Source organism: Nocardioides asiaticus (genome assembly GCF_040049175.1).
GTDB classification, from domain to species: Bacteria; Actinomycetota; Actinomycetes; order Propionibacteriales; family Nocardioidaceae; genus Nocardioides; species Nocardioides cheoyonin.
The window spans coordinates 171,476-187,135 of sequence record NZ_JBDZDM010000005.1 but is presented as its reverse complement, the minus strand read 5'-3'; the positions used below and the strand labels follow the sequence as shown (position 1 = coordinate 187,135).

The window sequence follows — 15,660 nt, the reverse complement described above, 5'->3', positions numbered from 1 at the left end:
GTCCGCCCGGCAGACCAGGATCCGGACGGCCTCGTCACCTCACGCGCTGAGGAGGATGGCGCCGGCGCGGTAGTCCTTCGGGGCGACGTCGTACGCCGACCGGAACGCGCGGGTGAAGGTGGCGTGGTCGGCGAAGCCCCACCGGGTGGCGATCCGGTGGACCGGGACGGGCGCCAGCGCCGGGTCGGCGAGGTCGCGCCGCGCCCGCTCGAGGCGTCGCCTCCGGATCGACGCGGCGACGGTCTCGTCCTCCCCGCGGAAGAGCCGATGCAGGTAGCTCACCGAGATGTGGTGCGCCGCGGCGACCGAGGCCGGCGTGAGGTCGGGGTCGCCGAGGTTCCGCTCGATGAAAGCGTCGACGGCCGCCCGCAGCGTGCGCTGCCGGGAGTCGTCGGGCAGCTCGGCCGGATCGTCCTCGAGCTCGTGGTTGACCAGCGCCGCCAGCAGGTCGGTGACGACGGAGCCGAGCCGAACCGCGTCGGCCGGGCGGTACTCCGCGGCGTCGGCCACGAACCTGGTCAGCGAGTGCGTCAGCAGCCCGCCGAGCCCATCTCGCGCGGAGAGGCGTACGCCGAGCAGCCGCTCGAGCCGATGTCGCGGCAGCGGCAGGAGCGACACCGGCAGATGCGCCCGCACGAGCCGCGCCGTACTCGGGGTCCGGAGCTGGAACGGGTGCGAGCTGTCGTAGATCGCGAGGTCACCCGCCTCGAGCGCCGTCTCGCGCCCGCCGTGGCTCAGCTCGAGCCGTCCAGCGACGGGGAAGACGACCGCGCAGAGCCTGGGGTCGTGGGCCCGGATCTGGCGCGGCGTACGCCGGATGTCGGACGGCCCCACGCTCAGCTCCACCACGTTGACCGCGGCGAGGTCGAGCGCCCGCGCCCGCGCATGGAACCGGTCCGCGCACGGACTCGTCGCCCGCATCGGATGCGTGCACGTGGCCTGCAGCTCGTCGAACCGCGGCACCCGCTCGTCGGCCGGCAGGCTCGCGCTGTCGTACACCGTCTGGATCATCATCACTCCCCCGAGCCCGCGCCGTCGTCGGCGCGGAGGCACACGTGAGACGAGGATCCTCGGTCCGCGGCTGTGATACCACCGGATTCCGCGGTGCGGCCGGCCCTTCAGCCCTCGATGCAGCTCCGCACGAGCGCGGCGAGGCCGTCGCCGAGGACGTCGACGGTCTGTTTGTCGGCGTCGAGCGCGCCCATCGACATCAGCACCGTCAGCAGCATGCCCTGGGCGATGAAGTCCCGGATCTCGTCGTCGGCCCAGCCCGTCCGCCGCAGGGCGGCGAAGATGCCGCCGAACCGCTCGCGCGCCAGCGCGCCGATCTCGGGGACGGCGCCCCCCATGGTGAAGCCGTGCATCATCACGCGGAGCAGGTCGCCGTCGTGCATGAGCTCGGTGTAGGCGAGGCCGAGCCGTTCGCGGTCGGCCTCGCTGGTCGGGTCGAACGGCCCGTCGTCGAGGGTCCTCTCGAAGGTCTCCTTGACCCGGTCGCAGGCGCGGGAGAGCACCTCGAGGAAGAGGTCGAGCTTGGTGCCGAAGATGCGGACGACGTAGGGCTGGCTGACCCCGGCGGCGCGGGCGACGGCGTCGGTGCTGGTGCCGGCGTACCCCCCGCTGGCGAAGGCCTTCGTCGCCGCATCGAGCACGGCGTCGCGACGGTCCTGGGCGGTCATCCGGGAGCTCATGGTTGACATGTTATCAGTCGATTACTACCTTCGTTCCAAGGTAGTAATCATTCAATGCCTTCCAAGGAGTCACCATGTCCGCCACCCTCACCCAGCCCGAGGCGCGCGCCGCCGCACCGCGGGCGCGCCGCGTGCCGGTCTGGCTCGCACTGGTCGCGGCGTCCCTGCCGATGTTCATGGCCACGCTCGACAACCTCGTCATGACGACCGCGCTGCCCGTCATCCGCGCCGACCTGCACGCGAGCGTCGGCCAGCTGTCGTGGTTCGTGAACGCCTACACGCTCGCGTTCGCGACCTTCATGCTCCCGGCGGCGACGCTCGGCGACCGGCTCGGCCGGCGCCGGGTGATGCTGGCCGGCGTCCTCGTCTTCACCGGCGCGTCGATCGCGTCCGCGCTGAGCACCACGGCGGGGGCACTCATCACCGCCCGCGCCGTCCAGGGGCTCGGCGCCGCGGCGATCATGCCGCTCTCGCTCACCCTGCTCGCCGCGTCCGTCCCGGAGCGGATGCGGCCCGCGGCGATCGGGATCTGGGGCGGCGTCTCCGGCCTCGGCGTCGCGCTCGGGCCGGTGATCGGCGGCGCGGTCGTCGACGGCGTGAGCTGGGAGGCGATCTTCTGGCTCAACGTGCCGGTCGCCGTCGTGGCCGTCCCGCTGCTGCTGATCGCCGTGCGCGAGTCGCGGGGCGCGTGGCAGCGGCTCGACCCGCTCGGCACGCTGCTGCTCGGCGGCGCCGTCTTCCTCGGTGTCTGGGGCATCGTGCACGGCAACGACGACGGCTGGACCTCGGCCGGCGTGGTCGGGCCGCTGGTCGCCGCGGCGGTGCTGCTGCCGGCGTACGTCGTCCACGCGCGGCGCCGCAGTGACGCGGTGCTCCCGCTCCGGCTCTTCCGCTCGCGCGGCTTCACCGTCGCGAACGTCGTGAGCCTGATGTTCACGATCGGCATGTTCGGGACGGTGTTCCTGATGTCGCAGTACCTCCAGGTCGTCCAGGGCTACAGCCCCCTCGGCGCCGGACTGCGGACGCTGCCGTGGACCGCTGCGCCGATGGTCGTCGCGCCGATCGCGGGCGTCGTGGCCGGTCGCGTCGGTGTACGCCGGCCGCTGCTGCTCGGGCTGGTCCTGCAGACCGCGTCGCTGGTGTGGTTCGCCTACCTGACCGAGGCGGCTGCGGCGTACTCCCACTTCGTCCCGGCGCTGCTCCTCGCCGGCGTCGGGATGGGCCTGACGTTCGCGCCGAGCTCGACCGCGGTGCTGCAGGGGCTGCCGGAGGGCGACTTCGCGACCGCGAGCTCGGCCAACTCGACGCTGCGGGAGTTCGGCACCGCCCTGGGCGTCGCGCTGCTCATGGCCGTCTTCGAGGCGGCGGGCGGGCAGATCAGCCCGACGGGGTACGACGGCGCGATCGGTCCCGCGCTGCTGACCGGCGCGGGAGCAGTGGCGGTCGCCGTCGTCGCCGCACTGTTCGCGCCCGGCCGCGCGCGACGGTGACCGCGCGACGGTGACTCAGGCGACGTCGTGCGACGGTCCCGGCACCGTGAGGGCCGCGACGGCGGTGGTGAGCGGGACCGCCAGGACGAGGCCGATCCCGCTCACCAGCGACCTGACGACCTCCTCGGCGATCTGCTCGGTCCCGAGGAGGTCGAGCAGCGGCCGGTCGTAGAGCTCGACGACGAGCAGCGTGGTCAGCGCGGTGCCGGCGTACGCGAAGACGATGGTGTAGATCGTCGAGGCGATGTGGTCGCGGCCGATCCGCATCGCGCTCGCCCACAGCCGGGCGCGGCTCGCGGTCGGGCTCGCGGCCCGCAGCTCCCACACGGCGCTGGCCTGGGTGATCGTGACGTCGTTGAGGACGCCGAGGCCGGCGATCACGATCGTGCAGGTCATCAGTCCCTGGAAGTCGATCCGGCCGGTGACCGAGGAGAGCATGGTGCCGCCCTCGTCGGCGACGCCCGACAGGTGGGCGGTCCCGACCGAGGCGAGGCCGAGCAGCGCGGTGACGGCGAGTCCGCCGACCGTGCCGAGCAGGGCGGCCGACGTACGCAGTGAGACGCCGTGCGCGAGATAGAGGACGACGTACAGGATCGCCGCCGAGCCCACCAGCGCCACGAGCAGCGGCGGGTGGCCGCTCAGCAGCCCGGGCAGCATCCAGCCGAGGATCACCACCATCCCGACCCCGAGCCCGACCAGGGCCAGGAGGCCGCGGAGCCGGGCGACGGCGACGACCACGAGCACGAAGAGCCCGACGAGGAGCCAGAGGGCGGTGCCGCGGTCGGTACGGAAGTAGGAGTACGCCGCCGACCCGCTCGCACCCGCCCGGTGCTGGAGCTGGACGCGGTCGCCCGAGCCCAGCCCGGACGCCGCGTCCGCCTGCGAGACCTGGACGGTGACGCGGGGCCCGTCGTCGACCTTCACGACCAGCGGACAGGTGCTGATGGGGTCGCTCGGGCAGTCTCCGACGCGGACGACGGTGGCGTGCGGGAAGGTCGTCCCGGGCGCGGCGAACTCGAGGCTGTGGGCGAGCCGCTCGACCCGGTCGTGGTCGGGCCACAGCGCGACGAGCCCGCCGACGACGGCGAGGCCGAGCACCACGAGCAGGGCGACGACGGTCGCCCGGGTGCCGCGGTTGATCGGCAGGTCCGGCGCCGGCCCGTGCGAGTGACCGTGAGAGTGACCGTGCCCGACGCTGCGGTCGGCCCGTCGCCGTCCCTGGTAGCCCGCCATGGCGCCGCATTCTGCCGAGACGACCTGAGAGGTCGCTCAGCTCTGCAGGACCGCGCTGCTCAGGTCGCGTACGGCGGGCACCCCGAGCAGCCCCAGGGTGAGGTCGAGCTCCGCGACGGCGTACTCGATCACCGCCTGCACCCCGGCCGCGCCGGCGAGGGCGAGGCCGTAGACGTAGGGCCGGCCGAGCAGCACCGCGTCGGCGCCGAGCGCGAGCGCCTTGACGACGTCGGCGCCGCTGCGGATCCCGGAGTCGAAGAGCACCGGCACGCGACCGCCGACCGCGGCGACGACGCCGGGCAGGGCGTCGAGCGAGGCGACCGCGCCGTCGACCTGGCGGCCGCCGTGGTTGGAGACCACGATCCCGTCGGCGCCGTGGTCGAGCGCGAGGGTCGCGTCACCCGGGTCCTGGATGCCCTTGAGGACGAGCGGCAGGGTCGTCATCTCGCGCAGGCGGGCGAGGTCGGCCCAGGTGAGGTCCGAGCGGGAGAAGACGTCGAGGAAGGTCTCCACCGCGGCCCGCGGGTGCGGCGACCGGAGGTTGTCGCGCAGCCGGCCCGGGTAGTGGCGCGCCATCGAGACCAGCGCGCTCAGCGCGTGCGGCAGCTCGCGGGGTCCCGGGCTCGGCGTCGCGCCCTGCGGGCGGGACTCGGCGAGCGCGCGGAAGGCGGCGTCGGAGGTGTACTGCGCGATCCCCTCCGCCCGTGCGAACGGCAGGTAGCCGAGGTCGAGGTCGGCGGTGCGCCAGCCGAGCAGATGGGTGTCGAGAGTGACCACGATGGCGTCGGCGCCGAGCTTCTCGGCACGGGCGACGAAGGAGCGTACGACGTCGTCGTCGCGGCTCCAGTAGAGCTGGTACAGCCGCGGGGTGTCCCCCAGTGTCCGAGCGGTCTCCTCCATCGGGATCGAGCCCTGGGTGGAGATCACCATCGGCGTGCCGGTCGCCCGGGCGGCCCTGGCGACGGCGTACTCCGCCTCGCGATGGGCCATCTCCAGCACCCCGATCGGCGCGAGCAGGAGCGGCGTCGGCAGCCGCCGGCCGAGCAGCTCGACCGACAGGTCGCGCCGCTCGACGTCGACCAGCATCCGCGGCACCAGCGGATAGCGCGCGAACGCCGCGGTGTTGGCGGCGACGGTGCGCTGCTGGCCGGCCCCGCCGGCGACGTACGCCCAGGCCTGCTTGGTCATCCGGCGCCGGGCCGCCTCGGCGAGCGCGGCCGGGTCGGTGGGCACCACCGGCCGGCGGCCGAAGAGGCCGGCGCGGTAGAGCGCCGACTGGATCGTCCGGCCGGGGCTGGGCGGCGGGCTCGGGACCGCGGTCACGGCTGGAGCACCGGTACGTCGGCGGACAGCACGGCGGTGAAGAGCCGCAGGCAGCGCTCGGTCATCGCCGCCGGCGACTCGTCGGGGTGGTCGAGCCACCAGGTGACCAGCGCGTCGAAGATGCTCATCCAGACCCTCGTCATCGCGTCGATGTCGAGCGGATCGTCGTCGCCCTGCAGCCGCAGCAGCTCGCCGACGCCCTCGACGGCGAGGGTGGTGATGCGCTCGGTGTGCTCCTTGATCGCGGCGGCGATCTCGCCCTCGCGCGGCGCGCTCGGGTCGAAGAAGAGCCGCCACAGCCACGGCTGCGGCTCGAGGATCCGGAAGATCCCGTTGAGGGTCAGCAGCCCGCGCTCGAGCCCGACCGTGTCGCCGGAGGCGATCCGCTCCATCTCCTCGGCGAGGATCGCGCCGCCGTGGTGGAGACAGGCGGAGAAGAGCCCCTCCTTGGAGCCGAAGTACTGGTAGACCAGCGGCTTCGAGATGCCCGCCCGGGCGGCGACCGCGGCGACCGACGTACCGGCGAAGCCCTCGGTGCCGAAGACCTCGCAGGCCGCCCGGACGATCTGGCCCTCGCGGTCGGCTCGGGGGACCCCTTTGGTCCCGGCATTCGCTCGCATCCCGCTCGTCGCCCGTGGCATGCTCGGGAGTCTAGCGATGTGATCTGACCCTGAGGTAACTTACCCAAAGGTCATATTGCCGGAGGGATCCAGTCATGCACGAGATGCTCGACCCGCTGAAGAACCCGATCACCTACGCGATCCCGTTCTTCTTCCTGTCGATCGCCGTCGAGCTGGCGGCGCTGAAGTGGCTCGACCACGACGACAACCTGATGGGCTACCTCGCCAAGGACGCCCGCACCTCGATCCTGATGGGCCTCGGCTCGCTGGTCTCCACCACGGTCCTCAAGGTGCTGATGTTCCTCGCCTACATCGGGATCTACGTCTACGTCGCGGCCTGGCACGTCCCGATGACCTGGTGGGGACTGCTGCTCATGGTGCTGATGGTCGACCTCGCCTACTACTGGTCCCACCGCTTCGTCCATCGCGCCCGGGTCGGCTGGGCGGCCCATCAGGCCCATCACAGCTCTGAGTACATGAACTTCGCGACCGCCCTGCGGCAGAAGTGGAACCCGTGGTTCGAGTTCTTCTTCTTCCTGCCGCTGCCCTTCCTCGGGGTCTCGCCGGTGGGCATCTACCTCGCCTTCTCGATCAACCTGATCTACCAGTTCTTCGTGCACACCGAGACGATCGACCGGCTCCCCCGGCCGATCGAGCTGGTCTTCAACACGCCCAGCCACCACCGCGTCCACCACGGCTCCGACGAGCTCTACCTCGACAAGAACTACGCCGGCATCCTCATCGTCTGGGACCGGCTCTTCGGCACCTTCCAGCGGGAGGTCTTCCGGCCCCGCTACGGCCTCACCCACCCGGTGGACACCTACAACCTCGTCAAGCTCCAGTACGGCGACTACGCCGCGCTGTGGCACGACGTACGCACCGCCTCGAGATGGCGGGACCGACTGGGCTACCTCTTCCGCCCGCCGGGCTGGACCCCGGGCCACGACGTCCCGCATGGCACCCGTGAGCCGGCGTCGCCGTTGTCCACCGGTCTTCCGTGAAGCGGGAGCGATGGTGACGCGAGGATGGAAGTCTGCTCAGCATCGAGAAGATCCCGACACCCGGGAGCCGAGGAGGCAGGCGTGGCAACAACGACGTTCCCCACCGACCTGGAGATCGCCCACCAGGCATCGCTCAAGCCGATCGAGGGCATCGCCGACGACATGGGCATCAGCAGCAGACTGCTGGAGCCGTACGGCGAGACGGTCATGAAGATCAGGCTGTCGGCGATCGAGGAGCTCGCGGAGGCGCCGCCGGCGAAGTACGTCGTCGTCACCGCGATCACCCCGACGCCGCTGGGCGAGGGCAAGACCACGACGACGGTCGGGCTCGGCCAGGGCTTCAAGCACATCGGCAAGCGGGCGACGGTGGCGATCCGTCAGCCGTCGATGGGACCGACGTTCGGGATCAAGGGCGGTGCCGCGGGCGGCGGCTACAGCCAGGTCGTGCCGATGGAGGTGCTCAACCTCCATCTCACCGGCGACGTGCACGCGGTGACGGCCGCCCACAACCTGCTCGCCGCGATGCTGGACAACCACCTCTACCAGGGCAACGAGCTCGGCATCGAGCCCCACGACATCACCTGGCGGCGGGTCCTCGACGTCAACGACCGCGCGCTGCGCAACATCGTGATCGGGCTCGGCGCCCGCGCCGACGGCGTACCCCGCCAGAGCGGGTTCGACATCACCGCCGCCTCGGAGGTGATGGCCACGCTCGGGCTCGCCCGCTCGCTGGAGGACCTGCGGGCCCGGCTGGGACGCATCGTCGTCGCCTACACCCGCGAGGGGGAGCCGGTCACCGCCGAGCAGCTCGGGGCGGCGGGCTCGATGGCGGTGATGCTGCGCGAGGCGATCAAGCCCAACCTCCTGCAGACCCTGGAGAACACCCCGGTCCTCGTCCACACGGGCCCGTTCGGCAACATCGCGACCGGGAACTCCTCGGTCGTCGCCGATCTCATCGGCATCCGGTCCGGCGACTACCTCGTCACCGAGGCCGGCTTCGGGGCCGACATGGGGGCCGAGCGGTTCTTCAACCTCAAGTGCCGTACGTCGGGGCTGCGGCCGGACGCCGCCGTCGTGGTCGCCACCGTGCGCGCGCTGAAGGCCCACTCGGGGAAGTACAAGGTCGTCGCCGGCAGGCCGCTGCCGCCCGAGCTGCTCGAGGAGAACCCCGACGACGTCTCGGTCGGCGCGGCCAACCTCCGCAAGCAGCTCGAGAACGTCAAGCTCCACGGGGTCACCCCGGTGGTGGCGATCAACGCCTTCCCGACCGATCACCCGAGCGAGCACGCGGCGATCCGCGAGGTCGCCGAGGAGCTCGGCGCGCGGGTCGCCGTGTGCACCCACTTCGCCGACGGCGGCCGCGGCGCCGCCGAGCTGGCCGAGGCCGTCGCCGAGGCGGCCGCCGAGCCGAGCGACTTCCGGATGCTCTACGCCGACGAGGCGAGCCTGCGGGAGAAGATCGAGACGGTCGCGACGAAGGTGTACGGCGCCGCCGGGGTCGAGTACTCCGCCACCGCGACCCGCCAGCTCGACACCTACGAGCGGGCCGGCTTCGGGACGCTGCCGGTCTGCATCGCCAAGACGCACCTGTCGATCTCGTCGGACCCGTCGCTCAAGGGCGCCCCGACCGGCTGGACGCTCCCCGTGCGCGAGGTGCGGGCCTCCGTCGGCGCGGGGTTCGTCTACCCGATCTGCGGCGAGATCCGGACGATGCCGGGGCTCGGCACCCAGCCGGCGGCGACCCGGATCGACCTGGACGCCGACGGCGAGATCGTCGGCCTCTCGTGAGTGGCCGGCCGGACGAGCTGACCCTCGCGGCGTGGCTGGACGCCGTGGCCGCGCCGACACCGACACCGGGTGGCGGCGGTGCCGCGGCGACGACGACGGCGCTGGCCGCCGCGCTGGTCGCGATGGCCGCCCGGATCGCCCGTGACGCCGACGGCGCGCCGGAGATCGCCGAGCGCGTCGACGCGATCCGCGGCCGTGCCCTCGAGCTGGCGGTCGAGGACGCAGCTGCCTACACCCGCGTGCTCGGGGCCTACCGGCTTCCGGAGGGCTCGCCGGGGCGCTGGGAGCAGATCACGACCGCCCTCGAGGAGGCGTCCTGCGTACCCCTCGAGATCGCGGAGAGCGCCGCCGAGGTCGCCCGGCTCGCCGCCGACATCGCCGAGCGCGGCAAGGACGCGCTGCTCGGCGACGCCGCCACCGCCGCCCACCTCGCCGTCGCCGCCGCCCGGTCCGCTGCCGGCCTCGTCGTGATCAACGCGAGGTACGGTGAGCTCGGGCCGCTCACGCCCGACCGTGCGCGTGCCGCGGTGAGCACCGCCGAGTCGGCGCTCGCGGCCCTGCCGGCGCCGTAGGCGCGCGGGCCGGGCGGCTGTTCGTCAAGGTATGCAGCCGAGCTCGCGCTCCCCTGGCGGAACTCCGCGCGGGGAGTGACCGACGGCCTGCATACCTTGATGAACATGCACGCCCGTCAGGTGGCGCGTCGGCCCAGCCGGCGTACGACGAGGTAGCCGAGCAGGCCGACGATGAACATCGCGACACCGGGGGCGGCCACCCGCGCGAGCGAGCTGGGCGGGCCGGTGAGCGGGGCGCCGAAGGTGACGCCGGTCGGCTGCGGCGGCTCGGCCTCGTCGAAGAGGGCGTGCAGGCGCTGGTTGAGCTGCTCGGTGTAGGGCATCACCGACCGGGTCGCGCCGGCGGCGACCCACCCGGAGGTGCTGTGGGAGACGAGGAAGACGTAGTCCTCGTCCTGCACCAGCCGCTTCGGCTGGCACGGCCCGCCGTTGATGTGGACCTGCAGCGAGCCCGACGCCGTGCCCTGGTAGGAGTTCTGGACCGTCACCGGGTAGGTGACCGCCTGCGAGCCCTTCGTGGTCCTCGCGGGTCCGGACACCCGGCCGTCGAAGACCGCGTCGGCCTTCTTCGCGCTCGCCTCGGAGAAGGCCGGGCAGGAGGTCGCGGCGTACGACGGGGTGCCGGCGACGAGGCCGGAGAGTGCGACGAGGACGGCCGCGACACCGGCCACCAGGGCGGCCGACAGGGCAGCGGGGAGCGGGCGACGCATGGCGCCCATCGAACCAGTCACAGGTCGAACACTCCAGCCAGCACCCGCGCCACCCCGTCGTCCTCGTGGCTCGGTGCGACGTGGGCGGCGCAGCTCACGACGCTGGGGTGGGCGTCGGCCATGGCGTACGACGTCCCGGCCCAGGTCAGCATCGGCAGGTCGTTGGGCATGTCGCCGAAGGCGATCACGTCGTCGGCGTCGACGCCCAGCTCGCCGCAGACCAGCTCGAGGGTCGACGCCTTCGTGACGCCGGGCGCGCTGATCTCGAGCAGCGCCGAGGTCGAGGACCAGGTGATGGTGACCAGGTCCTCGACGGCCTCCTCCGCCCGCGCCCAGTACTCCTCCGCGGGCAGCTCCTCGTGGCGGGCGAGCAGCTTGAGCAGCGGCTCCTCGACCAGCTCCTCCACCGGCGCCCGCCGCGCCTCCCCATCGCTGAAGTGCCTGACGTAGGCCGGCTCCATCGCGAAGCCGCCGATCGTCTCGACGGCGAAGGCCGAGCCGGGGACGGCCGAGCGGATCCGCTCGCAGACCTCGAGCGCGAGGTCGGTCGCGATCGTGCGCTCCAGCCGCGGCACGGCCTCGGCGACGTCCCAGACCAGCGCGCCGTTGGACACGATCGCGAGGCCGAGGCTGCCGACGTGCTCGAAGACCACCTCGGTCCACCGCAGCGGCCGCCCGGTGACGAAGATGACGGGGACGCCGAGGTCGTCGAGCCGGCGCAGGACGGAGCGGGTGTAGTCGGACACCGAGCCGTCGAGACGGACCAGCGTGCCGTCGAGGTCCGTCGCCACCAGCCGGGGCAGGCCGGGGCGCGCGGGTGGCTTCGTCGGCACGCTCACGGGGCCCATTGTCCCTCTCACCGCACCCCTCACTGCCGCGACCTCACTGCCCCGCCGCGGAGCGGGACCGCGCAGCGCCGGGCAGCGGCCGGGCCATCACGAGGTGGCCGTCCTCGTTGGACCCACGCAGCTCGGTGAAGCCGCACTTCGCGAGCACCCGGACACTGGCCTTGTTGTCGGGCTCGACCGAGGCGCGGACCCGCACTCCCTCGAGGTCGGTCAGCTCGAGCAGCGCGCGCAGGGCCTCGGTGGCGAAGCCCCAGCCACGCGCCTCCTCGACCAGGCCGTAGCCGACCTCGGTCTCGGGCACACCGTCGGCGGCCGGCTCCGGCGGGCCGAAGAAGCCGATCGACCCCAGGGTGGTCACGCCTCGGACGATCGAGCGCGAGCTCCACGGGTCGCCCTCGGACCAGAGGGTGGCGGCGTCGAGGTCGTCGCGCCGCGGGAAGTCGGGATGCCAGCCGCGCAGCCGCTGCCCGCTGCGCATCGCGTCCACGTCGTCGCGGGTCCACAGCGGCAGGCGGAGCCGGGCGGTCGTCACGACCGCGGGCAGGGTCACGCCTCGCCCCCGGCGGCGCTCGCCACCCCGGCGGGGAACCACAGCGTGAGCTCGTCGGCGACGCCGTTGTCGTCCACCGACCCGGTGACGTGGTCGGCGACGTCGGCCACCTCGGGGACGGCCTGGCCCATCGCCACGCCGCGGCCGGCCCACTCCAGCATCTCGATGTCGTTGCGGCCGTCGCCGACCGCGAGGACGTCGCCCGGCTCGAGGTCGAGCTGGTCGCACACGTAGGCGAGGCCGGACGCCTTCGACACCCCGACGGGAGTCAGGTCGAGCCAGGCGGTCCAGCCGACGACGTACGAGATGCCGTGGAGGCCGAGCGAGCGGCCGAGCTCGACGAACTCGTCGACCGTCGCCTCCGGGTCACGGATGATCACACGCGAGACCGGCTGGGAGACCAGCTCCTCGATCGGCGTGACGACCATGTCGCCGGACAGCTCCCCCGGCGGGAAGTGGTCGTTGATGCGGTAGCCGATGCCGCGCTCCTCCACCGCCACCAGCACTGTCGGCCTGCGCTCGAGGATCCGCTCGACCGCCGGCCGCGCGTCGAAGGTCTCCTCGTGGACGACGTCGACCGGCGGGTAGCGCAGGATCACCGCGCCGTTGGACGCCACGATCCACAACCGCTCGTCGCCGTCGTCAGGGATGCCGAGCATGTCGGCGACCCGGGTCATGCCGTGGGGGGAGCGGCCGGACGCGAGCACGACGTGGGCGCCGGCGTCGTACGCGCGGCGTACGGCGGCACGCACCTCGGGCGCGACCTCCTCGTAGGTGGTCCCGGAGCCCTCCACCCACCTGAGCAGCGTCCCGTCGATGTCGAGCGCGACGAGCCGGGGCCGCCAGCTGTCAGTCACTTCGCGACCGGCTCCAGCACCTCGCGGCCGAGGAACTTCTGCAACGCCACCGGCACCCGCACCGACCCGTCGGCCTGCTGGTGGGTCTCGAGGATCGCCACGATCGTCCGGGTCATCGCGCAGAGGGTGCCGTTGAGCGTCGCGATCTGCCGGGTCCCCTCGGGGAAGCGGCCGCGGATGTCGAGCCGGCGGGTCTGGAAGTCGGTGCAGTTGGAGGCGGAGGTCAGCTCGCGGTACTTGCCCTGGGTCGGGATCCACGCCTCGCAGTCGAACTTCCGGATCGCGCTCGGGCCGAGGTCGCCGGCGGCGACGTCGATCACGCGGTAGGCGAGCTCGAGCTTGTCGAGGAAGAGCTTCTCCCACGACAGCAGCCGCTGGTGCTCGGCGTAGGACTCCTCGACGGTGGTGTAGACGAACATCTCCACCTTGTCGAACCAGTGCACCCGGATGATCCCGCGGGTGTCCTTGCCGTGGGAGCCGGCCTCCTTGCGGAAGCACGGGCTGAACGCGGCGTAGCGGCGCGGCAGGGTGTCGGCGTCGAGGATCTCGTCGGAGTGGTAGGCCGCCATGGGCACCTCGCTGGTGCCGACGAGGTAGAGCTCCTCGCCCTCGATGCGGTAGACGTCGTCGGCCGCCTGGTCGAGGAAGCCGGTGCCGTCCATCGCCTGCGGGCGGACCAGCGACGGCGCGATCACCTGGGTGAAGCCCACCTCGCGGGCCTGCTCCATCGCGAGGTTGACCAGCGCGAGCTCCAGCTCGGCACCGACCCCGGTGAGGAAGTAGAACCGCGCGCCCGACACCTTCGCGCCGCGGTCGAGGTCGATGGCGCCGAGGATCCGGCCGAGTTCGATGTGGTCGCGCGGCTCGAACCCCTCGGCCGCGAAGTCGCGGGGCTCGCGGACGGTCTCAAGCACGACGAAGTCGTCCTCGCCGCCGGGCGGCGTCTCCTCGGCGGTGACGTTGGGGATCCCCTTGAGCGCGGCGGTCCACTCGGCCTCGGCGGCGTCCTGGGCCGCCTCGAGCCCTTTCACCTCCACGGCGAGCGCCTTGGTCCGGTCGAGGAGGGCCGCCTTCTCGTCGCCCTTCGCCTGTGCGACCTGCTTGCCCAGCTGCTTCTGCTCGGAGCGCTTCTGCTCGTAGGTCGCGATGGCGCTGCGCCGGGCCTCGTCGGCGGACAGCGCGCGGTCGACCGCCTCCCCGGAGAGACCGCGCTTGGCCTGCGAGGCACGGACGCGATCGGGGTCATCTCGGAGAATGCGCGGGTCGATCATGACCACAGGCTATCCGTGCGCGGATCAGGGGATCACATCAATACACAGGCATACTGACCCGGATCCCTGGCCCGCCGTGGCCTGCTCCCGGAAATGGTGAGGACCGCCTTGCTCGACCGCTCGCGCCGCACGCTGCTGGCCTGGGCCGCCGTCTGCTTCGCCCTCTTCGTCCTCCTCGGCATCGCCGCGACCCACGGCTGGGCACCCGTGCCGGACGTCGACTCCGTCGGCGACCACGCCGCCCGGGTGACCGCCGAGCACGACGGGCTGCGCCGACTCCTCCGCGTGGTCGAGGTCGTCTTCGACGTCTACGGGATCCTTCTGATGACGCTCGCGCTGGTCGCGATCCTGGCCGGGAAGCACCGCCGGGCCGCCGTCTTTTGCGCCGTCACTGTGGTGGCGACGATCGTCGTGCGCTGGCTGCTGGTGTGGGCCTTCGACCGGGACCGGCCAGCCTGGCAGGCCACCCAGGGGCTGCTGGAGTCCAACGCCTATCCTTCGGGTCACACCACCTCGGTCACCGTGCTCTCCGGCGTCACCGCGGTCGTCGTCGGGATGCTCGTACGCCGGCGCAACGTACGCCGCACGCTCTACACGCTCCTCGTCCTCGCCGTGCTGCTCGTCGGCGCCGACCGGGTCTTCCTCGGCAGGCACTACCCCAGCGACGTAGTCGGCGGCGTGCTGCTCGCGATCGGGATGGTGCTGCTCGGGTTCATGGCGTACTCCCCGCTCCCGCGGAGCCACGCGATCAGGGCCGAGCCGCTGCTGGAGTTCGGGCCGCGGGGCACACGGCTGGCCGTCGTACTCAACCCCGTGAAGGTAGAGTCCGTCGGGCAGTTCCAGGCGATCGTCACCTCCCTGGCCCGTGCCGCCGGGTGGGACGAGCCGACCTGGCACCTCACCACCGAGGACGACCCCGGGACCGGGATGGCGCAGGCCGCCCGCGCCGAGGGCGCGGAGCTGGTGCTCGTCTGCGGCGGCGACGGGACCGTCCGCGAGGTCTGCGCCGCGCTCGCCGGCACCGGCATCCCGGTCGGCATCGTGCCGGCCGGCACCGGCAACCTGCTGGCCCGCAACCTGGAGATCCCGCTCTACATCCGCGCGGCGATCGACGTCGCGCTCACCGGCCAGGACCGGGCCGTCGACCTCGTCGAGGTGAGCGGCGACAACATGGAGGACACCCACTTCATGGTGATGGCCGGGATGGGCTTCGACGCCGCGATCATGGACGGCGTCAACGAGCAGATCAAGAAGAGGATCGGCTGGCTCGCCTACGTCCTCTCCGCGCTCAAGAGCCTGATGTTCCCGGCCATGCGGCTGGAGATCTCCGTCGACGGCGGGGAGTTCACCCGCCACCGCGCCCGCACGGTGGTGGTCGGCAACGTCGGCTACCTGCAGGCGGGCATGCCGCTGCTCCCGGACGCGCGGATCGACGACGGCCTGCTTGACGTCGTGCTGCTCAACCCGCGCAAGTTCCTCTCCTGGGTCCCGCTCGCCTTCCGGGTCCTCGGCAAGCGCTCGCGCACCGACGACCTGGTCAACCGGATGACCGGCCGGACGGTCGTCGTACGCGCCAGTCACGAGATGCCCCGCGAGTTCGACGGCGACACGATCGCCCCCGGACGCGAGCTGCGGATGACCTGCATCCACGGTCGCCTGCTCGTCCGCGTCCCGCGCTGACCCGGGCACTGCCACGGCCCGGTCGT

Annotated in this window: 15 protein-coding genes; 5 read left to right on the top strand and 10 right to left on the bottom strand. The window is 72.5% G+C overall.

The genetic code is table 11. The features are described 5' to 3' along the window. Positions 1-39: 39 nt before the first annotated feature. Together ABLE53_RS18450 and ABLE53_RS18445 are read right to left on the bottom strand one after the other, a co-directional pair. On the bottom strand, positions 40-1,011 hold the full coding sequence (locus tag ABLE53_RS18450; RefSeq protein ID WP_348860591.1) for an AraC-like ligand-binding domain-containing protein: 972 nt from the start codon (positions 1,009-1,011) through the stop codon (positions 40-42). Between the two features lie 107 nt (positions 1,012-1,118). Next, positions 1,119-1,691: a TetR/AcrR family transcriptional regulator gene (locus tag ABLE53_RS18445; protein WP_348860590.1), complete on the bottom strand. Its 573-nt coding sequence runs from the start codon at positions 1,689-1,691 to the stop codon at positions 1,119-1,121. 74 nt (positions 1,692-1,765) lie between these two features. Here ABLE53_RS18445 and ABLE53_RS18440 point away from each other — a divergent pair, with 74 nt between their 5' ends. Continuing rightward, positions 1,766-3,181, top strand: a complete 1,416-nt coding sequence (locus ABLE53_RS18440; protein WP_348860588.1) for a DHA2 family efflux MFS transporter permease subunit — start codon at positions 1,766-1,768, stop codon at positions 3,179-3,181. A gap of 15 nt (positions 3,182-3,196) precedes the next feature. Here the strand turns inward: ABLE53_RS18440 and ABLE53_RS18435 are convergent, their stop codons facing one another. Genes ABLE53_RS18435 through ABLE53_RS18425 form a run of 3 tightly spaced genes read right to left on the bottom strand, consistent with a single transcriptional unit; the run spans position 3,197 to position 6,378 of the window. After that, positions 3,197-4,414, bottom strand: coding sequence for a YibE/F family protein (locus tag ABLE53_RS18435; RefSeq protein ID WP_348860586.1), 1,218 nt, complete (start codon positions 4,412-4,414; stop codon positions 3,197-3,199). Positions 4,415-4,450: 36 nt separating this feature from the next. Continuing rightward, entirely contained in the window at positions 4,451-5,737 is a 1,287-nt protein-coding gene (locus ABLE53_RS18430) for an alpha-hydroxy-acid oxidizing protein (protein ID WP_348860584.1), read from the bottom strand. Beyond that, complete coding sequence (locus ABLE53_RS18425; RefSeq protein ID WP_348860583.1) at positions 5,734-6,378, bottom strand: TetR/AcrR family transcriptional regulator; 645 nt, start codon at positions 6,376-6,378, stop codon at positions 5,734-5,736. Before ABLE53_RS18425 ends, ABLE53_RS18430 begins: the two co-directional genes overlap by 4 nt. A gap of 74 nt (positions 6,379-6,452) precedes the next feature. Between ABLE53_RS18425 and ABLE53_RS18420 the strand changes: the two genes are divergently transcribed. From ABLE53_RS18420 to ABLE53_RS18410, 3 genes are read left to right on the top strand one after another with little or no spacing between them, the layout of a single operon-like run. Continuing rightward, positions 6,453-7,358: a sterol desaturase family protein gene (locus ABLE53_RS18420; RefSeq protein WP_348860581.1), complete on the top strand. Its 906-nt coding sequence runs from the start codon at positions 6,453-6,455 to the stop codon at positions 7,356-7,358. A 24-nt stretch (positions 7,359-7,382) separates the two neighbouring features. Continuing rightward, on the top strand, positions 7,383-9,146 hold the full coding sequence (locus ABLE53_RS18415; protein ID WP_425474893.1) for a formate--tetrahydrofolate ligase: 1,764 nt from the start codon (positions 7,383-7,385) through the stop codon (positions 9,144-9,146). Further along, complete coding sequence (locus tag ABLE53_RS18410) at positions 9,143-9,718, top strand: cyclodeaminase/cyclohydrolase family protein (protein ID WP_348860577.1); 576 nt, start codon at positions 9,143-9,145, stop codon at positions 9,716-9,718. Before ABLE53_RS18415 ends, ABLE53_RS18410 begins: the two co-directional genes overlap by 4 nt. 116 nt (positions 9,719-9,834) lie before the next feature. On the opposite strand, the gene ABLE53_RS18405 is transcribed toward ABLE53_RS18410, so the two are convergent. Genes ABLE53_RS18405 through serS form a run of 5 tightly spaced genes read right to left on the bottom strand, consistent with a single transcriptional unit; the run spans position 9,835 to position 13,954 of the window. Further along, entirely contained in the window at positions 9,835-10,428 is a 594-nt protein-coding gene (locus ABLE53_RS18405; protein ID WP_348860576.1) for a hypothetical protein, read from the bottom strand. Positions 10,429-10,445: 17 nt separating this feature from the next. Then, positions 10,446-11,267 carry an HAD family hydrolase gene (locus ABLE53_RS18400; protein WP_348860574.1) on the bottom strand — a complete coding sequence of 274 codons (822 nt, stop codon included), beginning with the start codon at positions 11,265-11,267 and terminating at the stop codon, positions 10,446-10,448. A gap of 43 nt (positions 11,268-11,310) precedes the next feature. After that, a complete protein-coding gene (locus ABLE53_RS18395) occupies positions 11,311-11,826 on the bottom strand; it encodes a GNAT family N-acetyltransferase (RefSeq protein ID WP_348860573.1) in 516 nt (171 codons plus the stop codon). Continuing rightward, the gene (locus tag ABLE53_RS18390) at positions 11,823-12,683 is read right to left on the bottom strand and encodes an HAD family hydrolase (protein ID WP_348860571.1); all 861 of its coding nucleotides are present in this window, start codon (positions 12,681-12,683) and stop codon (positions 11,823-11,825) included. Before ABLE53_RS18390 ends, ABLE53_RS18395 begins: the two co-directional genes overlap by 4 nt. Next, complete coding sequence (serS, locus tag ABLE53_RS18385) at positions 12,680-13,954, bottom strand: serine--tRNA ligase (protein ID WP_348860570.1); 1,275 nt, start codon at positions 13,952-13,954, stop codon at positions 12,680-12,682. Before serS ends, ABLE53_RS18390 begins: the two co-directional genes overlap by 4 nt. Positions 13,955-14,047: 93 nt before the next feature. Here serS and ABLE53_RS18380 point away from each other — a divergent pair, with 93 nt between their 5' ends. Continuing rightward, positions 14,048-15,634, top strand: coding sequence for a bifunctional phosphatase PAP2/diacylglycerol kinase family protein (locus tag ABLE53_RS18380; protein ID WP_348860569.1), 1,587 nt, complete (start codon positions 14,048-14,050; stop codon positions 15,632-15,634). The last annotated feature ends 26 nt before the right edge of the window (positions 15,635-15,660 follow it).

Coding starts and splice junctions, on each gene's coding strand:
- ABLE53_RS18450 (WP_348860591.1), bottom strand. CDS start 1,011: ATGATCCAGACGGTGTACGACAGCGCGAGCCTGCCGGCCGACGAGCGG.
- ABLE53_RS18445 (WP_348860590.1), bottom strand. CDS start 1,691: ATGAGCTCCCGGATGACCGCCCAGGACCGTCGCGACGCCGTGCTCGAT.
- ABLE53_RS18440 (WP_348860588.1), top strand. CDS start 1,766: ATGTCCGCCACCCTCACCCAGCCCGAGGCGCGCGCCGCCGCACCGCGG.
- ABLE53_RS18435 (WP_348860586.1), bottom strand. CDS start 4,414: ATGGCGGGCTACCAGGGACGGCGACGGGCCGACCGCAGCGTCGGGCAC.
- ABLE53_RS18425 (WP_348860583.1), bottom strand. CDS start 6,378: ATGCCACGGGCGACGAGCGGGATGCGAGCGAATGCCGGGACCAAAGGG.
- ABLE53_RS18420 (WP_348860581.1), top strand. CDS start 6,453: ATGCACGAGATGCTCGACCCGCTGAAGAACCCGATCACCTACGCGATC.
- ABLE53_RS18415 (WP_425474893.1), top strand. CDS start 7,383: ATGGAAGTCTGCTCAGCATCGAGAAGATCCCGACACCCGGGAGCCGAG.
- ABLE53_RS18405 (WP_348860576.1), bottom strand. CDS start 10,428: ATGCGTCGCCCGCTCCCCGCTGCCCTGTCGGCCGCCCTGGTGGCCGGT.
- serS (WP_348860570.1), bottom strand. CDS start 13,954: ATGATCGACCCGCGCATTCTCCGAGATGACCCCGATCGCGTCCGTGCC.
- ABLE53_RS18380 (WP_348860569.1), top strand. CDS start 14,048: ATGGTGAGGACCGCCTTGCTCGACCGCTCGCGCCGCACGCTGCTGGCC.